Consider the following 13,300-nt stretch of genomic DNA (forward strand, 5'->3'; position numbering starts at 1 on the left):
TTACTTGCCGATGATTTCGGTGAGGCTGACACCGAAACGCGAGGAATCATCTTCCAAAACGATCACCTCGCCGCGCGCGATGACACGGCCATTGACCACGATATCGACCGGATCGCCGATCTGCTTGTCGAGGGTGATGACCGCGCCGCGACCAAGCTTCATGAGATTGGCAACCGGCATGGTCGTGCCGCCAAGAACCACCTGCACATCGACGGGAATGCCCATGATGAGTTCGAGATTGGGCTTGGATGGACCCTTTTGCGCGCTACGCGGCTTTTCCTCGCGCAGTTCCTCGATGGCTTCGTCCAGTTCCTGCTGCATGTTCTTTTCCTTGGTTTCTTCGCTCATGCCTGGCCTGCGAGATCAACGGTAGCTTTACGGACCGCGCGGCGGACGAAAACCGGCAGCGCGTTCTTTTGCTTCGGGAGCGATTGTTCGGTGGCGGTCGCGATCTTGTCTTCGGCGCGGCGCGTGTTGTCGGCGACGTTGCGCGCATGGCGGATGTCGCGCGTCAGCGCCTTGCGCAGCCGGTTCAATTCCTCGATTGCCTCTTCCATTTCGCGGCGCACACGCTGCGTTTCGGCAAGGCGGGCCTCGAGTTTGGTGTTCTCGTCGGTCAGGTCAGTGCGTTCGCTCTGGATCGCCTTGACGGCGCGCTCCAGCCCGTTGGAGGCGGCTGCAACGCGCAGCGCCAGCACCTTGCCGAGCTTGATGGTCTCATTGGCCTTGCGGCCAACCACGATAAGGGCTGCAAGCGAGGCAAGAGCCATCAATGTGGAAAGCACGTTAGCCAGCAACAAGCTCATCGATGAAATCCTCTTCCTGATTGACCGGGTCGCCGACCTTGACTGTGAAATGAATGCCCGATTTGCCGAGCGTGCACTTGAAAAGCTGCTGATTTCCGGCGCGCAGGCGTACCTGCTCCATGGCGTTGGCGGGGAGTTTGAGAACCTGCCCGACTTCCAGCAACGACAAAGCGTCCAGCGTCATCGACCCCTGCTGGATGAAAGCTTCGAGTTCGATGAGCGCGCGGCTGACCTCCTGACGCATCTTCTTCGCCCAGCTCGGATCGGCCTGGTTCATCGGACGGCGCAGAAAGGCCGCCACCGCATCCTGCATCGGCTTGTGCGTGCTGCGCGGCAGAAGCAGGTGCACTCGCCCGGTCTTGCCCGCAGCCGTTACATCGATGCGGCAGGCGAAAAGGCGCGAGCGCTCGAAATTCTCACGGTCGAATTCGGCGGTATCGATGCATTCACCGGCAGCAAAAAGCGCCTGTCCGTTGCCTGCAAAAACCTGGTCGAGCGAACTGGCCAGATGACCGGCCAGAAGCGCGGAAATCTTCTGTTCCAGCATGCCGAAGGGACGGTCCTCATCGACGGAACCGACATTGCCTTGCGCGCCAAACATCGCTTCAATCACGGAGAAGACGAGGGTTGCATCGGCGGTGAGATAAAGCGTGCAGCCCCAGCGTTCGGCCTTCAGCGGCGCGATGATCGCAGCCTTGTCGAGAATATCGGCAAAGGCAGCATCGTCGGTGCCTTCCACCTGGCCCGCCTCAATGTCGAAAGCGGCAGCGCATCCATGTTTCAGCCGGTCGCAGAAATGCGTCGAGGCATCCTTGAACACATGGGCAAGCGATTTCAGGTCATCGCCCGAAAGGCCCGCCGCGCGCAGCACATTCTCGGCCAGAACATCGGTTTTGCGGTTTTGCCCCAATGTGGCTGTTTCAGGCGACGTCATCTTATGCTGCCTGCTGGGTCGGCGCGCTCGCCATGGTTTCCTGCTCCACCACATCGATGGTCGGGCGATCATAGGCGGAGATGGTCTTGCGGCCATATTCCACGGCGATCTGCGGCAGGGAGCCATTCATGTAGGCGAGAAGCGTCTGCTTCACGACGATATAAAGACGATTGTTCTTTTCGCGGGTCGATTTGATCTTGGCTGCGATCGGGCCGACCACGCCGTAGGAGAAGAAGATACCGGCGAAGGTGCCGACAAGGGCTGCGCCGATCAGATGGCCCAGCACTTCCGGCGACTGGTCCAGCGCGCCCATCGCCTTGATGACGCCAAGCACGGCGGCAACGATGCCGAGTGCCGGAAGCGCTTCGGAAATGCTGACCATGGCGTGATAGGGCTTGAGCTTGTCGCGGGCAATGGTGTGGATTTCCTCGTCCATCAGCGCCTCGATTTCATGCGAGCGCACATTGCCGACGATGATGAGGCGGCAATAATCGCAGATGAAATTGGTGAGGTCCTCTTTCTTCAAGACGCTGGGATAAGCCTGAAAGATCGGCGATTCCTTCGGATTGTCGATATGCACTTCCACTTCATTGCGCGACTTGGCGCGCAGCTCGCGCATCAGGCTGTAGAGCACGCCCAGAACGTCCAGATAGTCACGCTGCTTTGGAACGGCATTGCTGAATGCCTCCATGCAGGCGCGGCCCGTGTCCTTCACCAGCGAAAAGGGGTTGGCGATGAAGAAGGTGCCGAGTGCGGCACCCAGAATGATGACGAACTCCCACGGCTGGATGAGCACGCTGACATGTCCGCCCATGGCGATAAAGCCGCCCAGCATACAGCCCAGTGTGATGACAAGACCGACAATAATGCCCAAAGCTTAAGACTCCCGCGTACAAGTTCTTTCATCGCACCTTATGGATCGCGGCTTGCGCGAACCTTGTCGGCAATGCGCCAAGAAAAACAGCTTCGGACAAGCTTGGTCTTTCATAAAGGATCGAAATACCGGAAGGGGGTCATGCGCATGGTCGATACGATGACAAGCTATCGCCTGATCGCGTCGGATATGGCGCGGTCGTTGCAGCGTGTTTCAAAGGAACCGATGGTGGAGCGGGAAACCGCCTACTACAAGGAGAATATCGGCAAGGTGAAATCCATCGATGATTTCATGGCCGATAGCCGCCTTTATAATTATGCGATGAAGGCGTTCGGTCTGGAAGACATGGCCTTCGCCAAGGCGTTTGTCCGCAAGATATTGACCGAAGGCATCAAGAGCGACGATGCCATGGCCAACAAGCTGACAGACAAGCGGTACAAGGAATTTGCGACCGTCTTCGATTTTGCAGGCAAGGGCGCGGAAGCGACAGGGAGCACTGCGGCGCAGCAGGGCGTGGTCGACAAATATCTCCGCCAGACGCTGGAGACGGAAGCCGGAAGCCAGAACGAAGGCGTGCGGCTCGCGCTCTATTTCCAGCGCAAAGCCCCGACGCTGACCAATGCCTATGAAATCCTTGGCGACAAGGCGCTGGTGTCGATGATCCAGACGACCTTCGGCTGGCCATCCACCATATCCAACGCCGATATCGACAAGCAGGCGAAGATGATCGAGGACAAGATCGACTTCACCAAAATGTCCGATCCCGATTATGTCTCGAAGCTCATTTCCCGCTTTACCGCCATGTATGAGATGAACAACCCGACCGCGAGCAGCCCGGCGTCGATTGCGTCCCTGCTTCTGGGCGGCACTTCTTCCGTCGGCATTTCGATGGATATTCTGAGCACCTTGCAGAACTTCAAGCCGGGCGGGCGCTAGGCGATGCAGAATAATTCGATCTATGTCGGGCTTTCGTCGCTCATCACGCTGGAACGGCGGATGGATGCGATTGCCCATAACGTTGCCAATGTCTCCACGGTCGGCTTCCGGGGCGAGGGCACCAAGTTCAGCTCGATTGTTTCGGACAAGGCCAGCGACGATGTGAGTTTTGCCACCGCAGGCAAGAGCTTCATCCGCACCGAGGCGGGCCCGATGATCAAGACCGACAATCCGCTGGATGTCGCGGTCAAAGGCGATGTCTGGATGTCGATCTCCACGCCGCAGGGCCAGATCTATACGCGGGACGGGCGCATGAACATGCTGCCGACGGGTGATCTCGTTTCCGTCACCGGCCATCCGGTTCTCGATGTCGGCGGCGCGCCGATCGTGCTCAATCCTGCTGGCGGCGCGCCGAAGATTTCAAGCGATGGCGCGATCTACCAGAACGGCGCGCAGATTGGGGCCATCGGCCTCTTCACCATTCCCGCCGACGCGGACCTGACTTATGCGGGTACGTCGGGCGTGATCCCGAACAAGCCTGCCCAGCCGGTGGCCGATGACAACAGCGTCGGCGTCGTGCAGGGCATGATCGAGGGATCGAATGTCGATGCCATGACGGAGATGACGCGGCTCATCAGCGTCAGCCGCGCCTTCGAGCAGGTCAACAACCTGCTGTCGCAGCAGGAAAGCACCGTTTCTGAAGCCATCAAGACCCTGGGCTCCAGAAACGGATGACGCCTGATCTGCCGCTCGCCCGTCTCGCCGCCTTTGCCCGTCAGCAATCGGTAGCGCCCAAGCCGCTCACCGGTATCGGCGGAACGGTGAGCGACGTGTCGCGCTCGGCGATTGCCGTGCGCGGGCTTTCGCGGGATGCGCGGCTGGGCGATGCGGTGGCAATCCACACGCAAACCGGCCAGAGCCTTGCCGAGATCATCCGGGTGGCGGACGCGCAGGTGCTGGTGAAACCCTTCGACGACCGCATCATTCCCTCGCTTGGCGCGGCGGTTTTCGAGGAAGGGCCGCTCAATATCCGCCCGGCGCCGGAATGGCGCGGGCGCGTCATCAATGCGCTGGGGCAGGCTATTGACGGCAAGGGCGCATTGCAGCCCGGAACCCGGCCCATGGCTTCCGAGAGCCTTGCACCCGCCGCCTTGCGCCGCGCACGGGTGGATCGGGGTTTACGCACCGGCGTCAATGTCATCGATATTTTCACGCCGCTTTGCTTCGGCCAGCGTATCGGCATCTTTGCGGGCTCGGGCGTCGGCAAGTCGACGCTGCTTGCCATGATGACACGCGCGGCGGATTTCGACACGGTGGTGCTGGCGCTGACCGGCGAGCGCGGACGCGAAGTGCGCGAGATGCTGGAAGAGACCATGGCGGGGCATCTCGACAAGACCATAACGGTGGTCGCGACGGGCGATGAAAGTCCGATGATGCGCCGCCTTGCACCCAATACGGCAACCGCGATTGCCGAATATTTCCGCGACTTGGGCCAGAATGTGCTGCTGATCGTCGATTCCGTCACGCGCTTTGCTCATGCCGCGCGCGAAGTGGCGATTGCGGCGGAAGAGCCACCGGTTTCGCGTGGTTATCCGCCAAGTGTCTTCAGCCAGTTGCCGCGTCTTCTGGAACGCGCCGGGCCGGGCATCACGGAAGCTGGCGGCAGCATCACCGGCATCTATTCGGTGCTAGTCGACGGCGACGATCATAACGATCCGGTTTCCGACACCATTCGCGGCACGCTGGATGGCCATATCGTGCTTGACCGGTCAATTGCGGCGCAAGGGCGCTTTCCGGCGGTCGATATTCCGGCCTCGGTCTCGCGCCTTGCAAGACACAACTGGACGCCGGAGCAGCGCAAGCTGGTCGGCCAGCTGCGGGGCATGGTCGCCCGCTTCGAGGAAACGCGCGATCTCAGGGCCATCGGCGCCTACCAGAAAGGCCATGACGGGCTTCTGGATCAGGCGGTCGATCTTGTGCCGCGCATTTACGACGCCTTGCAGCAATCGCCGGAAACCGGCCTATCGGACGATCCCTATAACGACCTTGCCGCGGCTCTGCGCGGCGACAGACAGGCGCAACACGCATGATGACCGGTTTTCGCAAGACGAAGGAAGACAAGAACCTCGCCCAGCTTACGGCGGAGGTGGAAGCTGCCGCACGGCAGGAGGGCATGAAGAAGCCACAGAACAAGGTGGACCGCTATCTGAAGATCGCGGCAATCACGCTTGCTGCCGGAAGTGCGATGCTGCCCTTCATCACCTATCTTCAGCGCGCCGATCTGGGCGCGCCGGAAAAGGCCGAGCGCAAGATCATCGATCCGCTCGACCGTTCCGAACAGAAGACGGTGCGTCGCTTTCCATCCTTCCGTCCGTCCGAACAGGTCGCGCCGAATGCGGATGTGGACGATACGATGACGGGTTCCGTCATGTCGAACGGCAAGGGTCTTCCGGGAACGGGCGCTGGCGGCGGCGATGGCAATGGCGGCGACGGGCAGGCCATGCCCAAGCCGGTTTTCGCATTGCGCGAGGTTGTCGGCGGCATGGCGATGATCGAGGACACGTCCGGCTACTGGTTCGTCGAAAAAGGCTCGCTGTTGCCGGATGGCAGCCGCCTCGTTTCCATTGGCCGTGGTGCGGGAACATGGCAGCTTACGACGTCATCGGGCGATGTTGTGGAGATGCGGCGATAAGGGAGTATGTTTGTGATCGCCTTATTCTGCTTCCTTCTGATGCCGGATGGTCAGCACTGTGATCGCATCGTCACGGATATGATAACGGGCGATATAGCCGCTATTCCCGAAATCGATCAGCCATTCCCGGTATTGTTCGGGTAAATCCTCTATAAGACGTCCCATGCGAGGATATTTACCGAGGACTTCTACGCCTTGAATAATAGCCGTCGCTGCGCGCTTCGCGGCATCTGGATTCTTGGTGCGAAGAAATGCACGGAGTCTCTCGAGATCACGAATTGCCGCTTGTGCGAAAATCACTTGTGGCATTCAGGTGCAGGAAGTTCCTCTTCCGTCCCCCAACTGGATAACCACTTTTTGACTTCATCGGCGGTTGCATGCAGGCCATTTGCTTCAAAATCGTCCCAAGCCTTGAGCGTGTCCTGCCGCAGAGCTTCCCGCTTCTCTTCGCGCTCGACATATTGGGTAATTGCTTCGCGCATGATCCAGTGGGATGATCGGCGACGCGTTTCAGCAAGTTGCTGAATACGGTCCTTCAGTTCCTCATCAAGCTTGAGCGACGTAGGCGATGCCATGGCGCTATCTCCGATAGTAAAAGGTAATACCTAGTATAAGGGCAGTAGGGCAGTAGGGCAATAAGGCAGTATGTTAAGGGATAGGGGAATAGGGGAGTATGTTTGGATTGCGGATGGCCGCGCCGTCCATATCCTTCACAGCCCTACTGCCTTAACCCGCAAGCTTGACGCAAGTTCCGGCCTTTAAGTTAACGAACTGTAAAGGCGGGAAACTCCATGAGCTCCATTCATCTCTTCGATCTGGCCGCAAGGCAGGCGCAGTGGCTGTCGGTAAGGCAGGCCACCGTCGCGGGCAATGTCGCCAATGCGAATACGCCGGATTTCCGGGCGCGCGACGTGCAGCCCTTTGCGGATGTGCTGGACAAGACGCAGCTCACCATGGCTGCCACCAGCGCCCTGCATCTGGAAGCCGAGGCGGACGGGATCGCGGCCACGCGCCTGCGCCCCGACGACATTACCGAGCAGACCCATTCCGGCAATACGGTCGATGTCGAACAGGAAATGATGAAGGCCGGTGAGATCGCCCGCGAATATTCGCTCAACACAAGCATCGTGAAGGCGTTTCACCGCATGATGCTTTCGGTTGCGAAGGGATAGCCATGTCTTCCGATGCCTTGCAAAGCACATTGAAGATCGCAGCGTCGGGCCTTTCGGCCCAATCGACGCGTCTGCGCATCGTTTCCGAAAATATCGCCAATGCGCAGTCGACCGCCAAGACCGCCGATGCCGATCCCTATCGCCGCAAGACGGTTTCGTTCCGCACCGAGCTGGAACAGGGCACCGGAGCCGCCGAAGTCCGCATCGCCGAAGTCGGCAAGGATACCTCGCCCTTCGTCGAACAATACGAGCCGAGCCATCCCGCAGCCGACGAGCGTGGCTATGTCCGCTACCCCAACGTCAACATGGTTGTCGAAATGGCGGACATGCGCGAAGCCAATCGTTCCTATGAAGCCAATTTGCAGGTCGTGAAACAAGCCCGTGAGCTGATCTCCATGACCATCGATCTCCTGAGGAGCACATAATGTACGACTCGATCATGAGCATTTCTGCGCGCAATGCCCTGTCGCGCCTTTCCGAGACTGTCGCTGAAAAGGGCGTGGGGTCCACTTCCGCCCCGCAGGCCGTTCCGGCGGCGCCCGGCGCTTCGTTCGGCGAGGTCCTGTCGCAGATGACGGATTCCGTCGGCCAGAAATTGCAGGCAGCAGAGGCAACCTCCATTCAGGGCATCAAGGGCGATGCGCCGGTGCGCGATGTGGTCAGTTCCGTCATGGAAGCCGAGCAGTCGCTTCAGACCGCCATCGCGATCCGCGATAAGATCGTGCAGGCCTATCTCGAAATCAGCCGCATGCCGATCTAGCGTCTGATCCGAAAGTCGCCGTTTGCAACCCGCATGGCGACTTGTGATTCAGACTTGTGTCCAGACAAAGACTAAGGACGTGCCATGAAAGCCCTGACGATTGCCGCAACAGGCATGAACGCCCAGCAGCTCAATCTGGAAGTGATTGCCAACAATATCGCCAATATCAACACGACCGGCTTCAAGCGCGCGCGTGCTGAGTTTACCGATCTGCTCTATCAGTCGGAGCGGACCGCAGGCGTGCCCAATCAGGCGAACCAGGCCATTGTGCCGGAGGGCGCGCTGGTCGGCCTTGGCGTGCAGACGGCGGCGGTGCGCAATCTCCACATTCAGGGCAGCTTCAACCAGACCGGCAATCCCTATGACGTGGCGCTGACCGGGCGCGGCTGGTTCCAGATCCAGAGCCCGACGGGCGAAACGCTCTATACCCGCGCCGGCGCGTTCAACAAGAATGCCGACGGCCAGCTCGTGACGCTCGACGGCAACCCGGTTGAACCGGCAATCACCATTCCGCCGGATGCCATTGAGGTGACGATCACCGATACGGGGCAGGTTTTCGCCAAGCTGCAGGATCAAGTCAATCAGGTCGATCTCGGTCAGCTCACGCTTGCCAATTTCACCAATGAAGCGGGCCTGGAACCGCTCGGCGGCAATCTCTACCGCGAGACGGAAGCTTCGGGCGGTCCGCTGGTCGGCGTTCCGGGCGATCCCGGCTACGGCTCGATCAAGCAGGGCTATCTCGAAGCATCGAATGTCGATCCGGTGAAGGAAATCACCGATCTCATCACCGCCCAGCGCGCCTATGAAATGAACTCGAAAGTCATTCAGGCGGCTGACGAAATGGCGGCAACCGTGTCGAAGAACCTGCGCTGACGGTGATGACGATGGGTCTGGCGAAAGCAATCTTACGGAAAACAGGACTGACGCTTGCAGGCGGGTTGCTGCTCGCATCGACGGCGAACGCTGCCGACCGCATCGCTTTTGTCGTGCCTTCGGCCACTGTCTATCCCGGCCAGATCGTGAGCGACACGGCGCTTCTGGAAAAGCAGTTCTTCATCAATGCACCGGCAGCGGCCCAATATGTGCTGTCGCCCGATCAGGCCGCGGGCAAGGTGGCGCGCAAGACGCTGCTTCCCGGCAAGCCGATCCTCGTCTCCGCATTGGGCGAGCCGTCTCTGGTCACGCGGGGCGTTCCGGCACCTTTGGTCTTCACCGCCGGCACGCTGACCATAACCGCCATGGGCACACCGCTCGAATCCGGTGCGGCTGGCGATTTCATCAAGGTCCGCAACGTTGACAGCGGCATCATCGTGTCCGGCACAGTGCTCGCAAATGGTCGTATTCAAGTGGGGATGCAGTGAAGAAGACTTGCGCCGCCCTTATCACCGCTTTCGCACTCCTGTTCCAGCCAGCCGCAGGCTTGGCGGACGAGTCGTCCAAGAATGCGCGGGAGTTCGGTTCTGCAGTGGATGCCGATGCTGACTGGCTTGGCTCCGGCGGCGATCCGTCGAAAATGGCCTATGCGGAGCTTGGCCGGGGCAGCGCGGTTGCGCGCCTGAAGGACATTGCCACCATTCAGGGCGTGCGCGAAAACCAGCTTGTGGGCTATGGTCTCGTCATCGGCCTCAAGGGTACGGGCGACAGCCTGCGCAATTCGCCGTTCACCGAACAGTCCATGCGCGCCATGCTGGACAATCTCGGCATCAGCGCGCCGCGCAATTCCACCCGCTCGAAAAACACGGCTGCGGTCATCGTAACCGCCAACCTGCCCGCCTTTGCCGGTGCCGGTTCGCGTATCGATGTGACGGTATCGTCGCTTGGCGATGCGACGTCGCTGCAAGGCGGCACGCTGGTCATGACCCAGCTTATGGGTGCCGACAACCAGATTTATGCCGTGGCGCAGGGCAACATGATCGTGTCCGGCTTTTCGGCGGAAGGCGAAGCCGCAAGCGTGACGCAGGGCGTGCCGACTTCAGGCCGCATCCCGAACGGCGCGCTGGTCGAGCGCGAAGTGGCCGGGAATTTCGGCAAGGAAAGTGAAATGATCGTCGAGCTGCGCGATCCCGACTTCACCACGGCCGTGCGCGCCGCCGATACGATCAATGTCTTCGCCAAGCGCCGTTACGGTCGCGGCGTGGCCATTGCGCGCGATGCCAAGACGATCCGCCTGTCGCGCCCGAAGAATGTGCCTGCGGCGCGTTTTCTGGCCGAGCTTGAGGGTCTGCCGATCACGACCGACGAAGTGGCGCGTGTGGTGGTGGATGAGCGCACCGGAACCGTCGTCATCGGCGAGAAGGTTCGCATTTCCAAAGTCGCTATCAGCCATGGCAGCCTGACGGTCCGCGTGACGGAAACGCCGATGGTCGTCCAGCCGGAACCGTTCAGCGACGGCGTGACGGCGGTTGAGCCCAACACCGATATCGCCGTCAACCAGCAGAACGCGAAGATCGGCATCCTGACTGGCGCGAACCTTGAAAATCTGGTGAAGGGCCTCAACCAGATCGGCGTGAAGCCGACCGGTATCATCGCGATATTGCAGGCCATCAAGACGTCCGGCGCGCTTCATGCGGAACTGGTGGTGCAATGACCATGGCTCGTAAAATGATCCGGTACGGTTGGGCGGTGGCGCTGTTTCTCGCGGCGTCTGTTCCCGCTTTTGCCGATCCGCCCGCACTCGGCAATCTCGATGAAATCCGCAAGTTCTGCGGCAATATCGACGATCAGGCGGCGGATGCCCGCTACGCGCTGCAAGCAAAGCAATTGACCGAGCTGAAGGCCGATGTCGAGGAGCGGATGCGGGCGCTTGAGGAAAAGCGCCGCGAATATGAAATGTGGCTAAAACGCCGCGACGAGTTTGTCAGCAAAGCGCAGGATTCGCTGGTCGACATCATCTCGAAGATGAAACCCGATGCGGCGGCGGCGCAGATGGCGCTGATCGGCGACGAGGCGGCAGCCGCCCTGATCCTCAAGCTCAATCCGCGCGTTTCCAGCATCATCCTCAATGAAATGCCGCCGGAAAAGGCGGCGAAGCTCGCGCGCGTCATCGTGGGTGCGCAGCGCACCTCGACCGCGCCGCAGCCTGCCAGCGACCAGCGCGCCGCGGCGCAGACCGGGAATACGGTGCAATGAAGAACAGCATGAACAAAGCGATCCTTGCCGCAGCGACCCTCATCCTTTTGGCCGGTTGCGCGACCAAGCCGGAGGAAATCGGCCGGGCGCCTGACCTCTCCCCGGTTGCGGCCCATCTCGGCATGGAAAACAATCCGCAACTCAGCGGCTATCCGGTACGCCCGAGCAAGGCGTCCTATTCGCTTTGGGACCAGCGTTCGACCAATTTCTTCAAGGACCCGCGGGCCGCAACGCCGGGCGACGTGCTCACCGTCATCATTTCCATCAACGACCGCGCCAATCTCGACAACAAGACGGATCGCGAGCGCGTGTCGAAGGGCATCTATGGCGCTGGCGGCTCGTTCGCCACGAGCAGCAGCACGGGTGCCGGCGCTGGCGGCGACATGGATGCTTCGGTCAATACGCATTCCGACAGCAAGTCGAAAGGCAAGGGCACCATCGAGCGCAGCGAGGATATCCGCCTGCAGGTTGCCGCCATCGTCACCGATACGCTGCCCAACGGAAACATGATTATCCGCGGGTCGCAGGAAGTGCGTGTGAACAACGAGTTGCGGGTGCTGAACGTGGCTGGCGTCGTGCGTCCGCGCGATATTTCCGGCAACAACACGATTTCCTACGACAAGATCGCCGAAGCCCGCATTTCCTATGGCGGGCGCGGTCGTCTGAGCGAAATCCAGCAGCCGCCTTACGGCCAGCAGATTCTCGATCAGGTTTCTCCCTTTTAAGGCATACCGGATATGAGCGACACGACGGCAACGGAAAAGGACGGCAAGGCGAAGGGTTCCATCATGGGACTTTTGGCGGCTGTCGCCATCCTGACCGCTATCGCTGGCGGCGGCGGCTGGTATCTGGGCGGCATGATTTCCGCCGACCGGCAGGTCGCGGCCAAGTCGGCGAAGGAAGACAAGCCGAAGCTGGGGGATTTCGAAGCGCGTTCCATCGGCGCGGTCGTCCCCCTGCAACCCATCGTCACCAATCTCGGCATTCCGCAGAACACCTGGGTGCGGCTCGAAGCCTCGCTGGTGGCAAAGCCCGGCCATGAAATCCCGGCGGCGACGGCTGCCAATGTAGGCGACGATTTTCTGAGCTTCCTGCGCAGCGTCAACCTCATGCAATTGCAGGGCGCGGCAGGGCTTGCCTATCTGCGCGCCGATCTGGAAGAACGCGCGCGCCTGCGTTCGGAAGGCGCGGTCGACCGCGTCTTCATCTCGGCGCTGGTGGTGGAATGAAAAAATCTCTCGGCCTCGGCATCATCCTGACGCTCGCTCTTACCATCTCGGCGCAGGCGCAGCAGGCGCTGACGCTCGACAATCTGCTGCCGGCGGGGAGCGGCGCCGCGAGCGGCCAGATCGTGCAATTGTTCGGGCTTCTGACGGTGCTTTCCATCGCGCCGGGCATCCTCATCATGGTGACGAGCTTCACGCGCTTCGCCATTGCCTTTTCGCTTCTGCGCTCCGGCCTCGGTCTTCAGACCGCGCCCGCCAGCATGGTGATGATTTCGCTCGCTTTGTTCATGACGTTTTATGTCATGGCGCCTGCCTTCGACCGGGCGTGGAACAACGGCGTGCAACCCCTGATGCGCAATGAAATCACGCAGCAGGCCGCATTTACCGAAATCTCCCAGCCTTTCCGCGAATTCATGTTGGGGCAGGTGCGCGACAAGGATCTGCGGCTCTTTGAAGATCTCGCCGATCCATCTTTCCGCACCGGCGACGATGGCGTCGTGGATTTCCGCGTGCTGGTTCCCGCCTTCATGATTTCGGAACTGCGGCGCGGGTTTGAAATCGGCTTCCTGATCGTGCTGCCATTTCTGGTGATCGATCTCGTCGTGGCGACGCTCACCATGTCGATGGGCATGATGATGCTGCCGCCAACCGTGATTTCGCTGCCGTTCAAGATTCTGTTTTTCGTGCTGATCGACGGCTGGAATATTCTGGTCGGAAGCCTGATCCGTTCCTTCTCGTAGTTGGAACGGGCTGACACACCGCAGCTCGTGA

Annotated in this window: 20 protein-coding genes; 14 read left to right on the forward strand and 6 right to left on the reverse strand. The window is 60.4% G+C overall.

The genetic code is table 11. From position 1 onward, the window contains the following. From fliN to motA, 4 genes are read right to left on the reverse strand one after another with little or no spacing between them, the layout of a single operon-like run. Positions 1–348 (reverse strand): flagellar motor switch protein FliN, encoded by a 348-nt coding sequence (fliN, locus tag J9800_RS17585; protein WP_112591968.1) that lies wholly within the window; start codon positions 346–348, stop codon positions 1–3. Next, entirely contained in the window at positions 345–806 is a 462-nt protein-coding gene (locus J9800_RS17590) for a BAB2_0123 family type IV secretion system effector (protein WP_114216419.1), read from the reverse strand. Before J9800_RS17590 ends, fliN begins: the two co-directional genes overlap by 4 nt. After that, entirely contained in the window at positions 787–1,740 is a 954-nt protein-coding gene (locus J9800_RS17595; RefSeq protein ID WP_114216418.1) for a FliM/FliN family flagellar motor switch protein, read from the reverse strand. The genes J9800_RS17590 and J9800_RS17595 overlap by 20 nt, the downstream gene beginning before the upstream one ends. 1 nt (position 1,741) lies before the next feature. Continuing rightward, positions 1,742–2,614: a flagellar motor stator protein MotA gene (motA, locus tag J9800_RS17600; RefSeq protein ID WP_021585290.1), complete on the reverse strand. Its 873-nt coding sequence runs from the start codon at positions 2,612–2,614 to the stop codon at positions 1,742–1,744. A 147-nt stretch (positions 2,615–2,761) separates the two neighbouring features. Here motA and J9800_RS17605 point away from each other — a divergent pair, with 147 nt between their 5' ends. Genes J9800_RS17605 through J9800_RS17620 form a run of 4 tightly spaced genes read left to right on the forward strand, consistent with a single transcriptional unit; the run spans position 2,762 to position 6,242 of the window. Further along, positions 2,762–3,550: a DUF1217 domain-containing protein gene (locus J9800_RS17605; protein ID WP_114216600.1), complete on the forward strand. Its 789-nt coding sequence runs from the start codon at positions 2,762–2,764 to the stop codon at positions 3,548–3,550. Between the two features lie 3 nt (positions 3,551–3,553). Further along, positions 3,554–4,285, forward strand: a complete 732-nt coding sequence (gene flgF / locus J9800_RS17610; protein WP_114216417.1) for a flagellar basal-body rod protein FlgF — start codon at positions 3,554–3,556, stop codon at positions 4,283–4,285. Next, complete coding sequence (gene fliI / locus J9800_RS17615; protein WP_114216416.1) at positions 4,282–5,640, forward strand: flagellar protein export ATPase FliI; 1,359 nt, start codon at positions 4,282–4,284, stop codon at positions 5,638–5,640. The genes flgF and fliI overlap by 4 nt, the downstream gene beginning before the upstream one ends. After that, positions 5,637–6,242, forward strand: coding sequence for a hypothetical protein (locus tag J9800_RS17620; RefSeq protein WP_114216415.1), 606 nt, complete (start codon positions 5,637–5,639; stop codon positions 6,240–6,242). The genes fliI and J9800_RS17620 overlap by 4 nt, the downstream gene beginning before the upstream one ends. Before the next feature lie 21 nt (positions 6,243–6,263). Here J9800_RS17620 and J9800_RS17625 read toward each other — a convergent pair whose 3' ends face one another. Both J9800_RS17625 and J9800_RS17630 read right to left on the reverse strand, forming a co-directional pair. Further along, positions 6,264–6,551 (reverse strand): type II toxin-antitoxin system RelE/ParE family toxin, encoded by a 288-nt coding sequence (locus J9800_RS17625; RefSeq protein WP_114216414.1) that lies wholly within the window; start codon positions 6,549–6,551, stop codon positions 6,264–6,266. Further along, complete coding sequence (locus J9800_RS17630; RefSeq protein WP_114216413.1) at positions 6,539–6,817, reverse strand: CopG family ribbon-helix-helix protein; 279 nt, start codon at positions 6,815–6,817, stop codon at positions 6,539–6,541. The genes J9800_RS17625 and J9800_RS17630 overlap by 13 nt, the downstream gene beginning before the upstream one ends. Positions 6,818–7,033: 216 nt before the next feature. On the opposite strand from J9800_RS17630, the gene flgB reads away from it, so the two are divergent. The 10 genes from flgB (at position 7,034) to fliP (ending at position 13,269) form a co-directional block, all read left to right on the forward strand. Continuing rightward, positions 7,034–7,414, forward strand: a complete 381-nt coding sequence (gene flgB, locus J9800_RS17635; protein ID WP_114216412.1) for a flagellar basal body rod protein FlgB — start codon at positions 7,034–7,036, stop codon at positions 7,412–7,414. Positions 7,415–7,416: 2 nt separating this feature from the next. Next, a complete protein-coding gene (gene flgC / locus J9800_RS17640; RefSeq protein ID WP_112591981.1) occupies positions 7,417–7,839 on the forward strand; it encodes a flagellar basal body rod protein FlgC in 423 nt (140 codons plus the stop codon). Next, positions 7,839–8,174 (forward strand): flagellar hook-basal body complex protein FliE, encoded by a 336-nt coding sequence (gene fliE, locus J9800_RS17645; protein WP_114216411.1) that lies wholly within the window; start codon positions 7,839–7,841, stop codon positions 8,172–8,174. The genes flgC and fliE overlap by 1 nt, the downstream gene beginning before the upstream one ends. A gap of 84 nt (positions 8,175–8,258) precedes the next feature. Continuing rightward, positions 8,259–9,047, forward strand: coding sequence for a flagellar basal-body rod protein FlgG (flgG, locus tag J9800_RS17650; protein ID WP_112591984.1), 789 nt, complete (start codon positions 8,259–8,261; stop codon positions 9,045–9,047). An 11-nt stretch (positions 9,048–9,058) separates the two neighbouring features. Further along, entirely contained in the window at positions 9,059–9,535 is a 477-nt protein-coding gene (flgA, locus tag J9800_RS17655; protein ID WP_114216599.1) for a flagellar basal body P-ring formation chaperone FlgA, read from the forward strand. Continuing rightward, the gene (locus J9800_RS17660) at positions 9,532–10,761 is read left to right on the forward strand and encodes a flagellar basal body P-ring protein FlgI (RefSeq protein WP_114216410.1); all 1,230 of its coding nucleotides are present in this window, start codon (positions 9,532–9,534) and stop codon (positions 10,759–10,761) included. The genes flgA and J9800_RS17660 overlap by 4 nt, the downstream gene beginning before the upstream one ends. Further along, positions 10,758–11,303, forward strand: coding sequence for a MotE family protein (locus tag J9800_RS17665; protein ID WP_114216409.1), 546 nt, complete (start codon positions 10,758–10,760; stop codon positions 11,301–11,303). Before J9800_RS17660 ends, J9800_RS17665 begins: the two co-directional genes overlap by 4 nt. Continuing rightward, positions 11,300–12,028, forward strand: coding sequence for a flagellar basal body L-ring protein FlgH (flgH, locus tag J9800_RS17670; protein ID WP_112591989.1), 729 nt, complete (start codon positions 11,300–11,302; stop codon positions 12,026–12,028). The genes J9800_RS17665 and flgH overlap by 4 nt, the downstream gene beginning before the upstream one ends. Before the next feature lie 12 nt (positions 12,029–12,040). Continuing rightward, positions 12,041–12,532 carry a flagellar basal body-associated FliL family protein gene (locus J9800_RS17675; protein ID WP_114216408.1) on the forward strand — a complete coding sequence of 164 codons (492 nt, stop codon included), beginning with the start codon at positions 12,041–12,043 and terminating at the stop codon, positions 12,530–12,532. Next, the gene (fliP, locus tag J9800_RS17680) at positions 12,529–13,269 is read left to right on the forward strand and encodes a flagellar type III secretion system pore protein FliP (protein WP_112591992.1); all 741 of its coding nucleotides are present in this window, start codon (positions 12,529–12,531) and stop codon (positions 13,267–13,269) included. The genes J9800_RS17675 and fliP overlap by 4 nt, the downstream gene beginning before the upstream one ends. Positions 13,270–13,300: the final 31 nt, after the last annotated feature.

Origin of the sequence: Ochrobactrum sp. AP1BH01-1 (assembly GCF_018066705.1) — a bacterium.
Classification (GTDB): Bacteria; Pseudomonadota; Alphaproteobacteria; order Rhizobiales; family Rhizobiaceae; genus Brucella.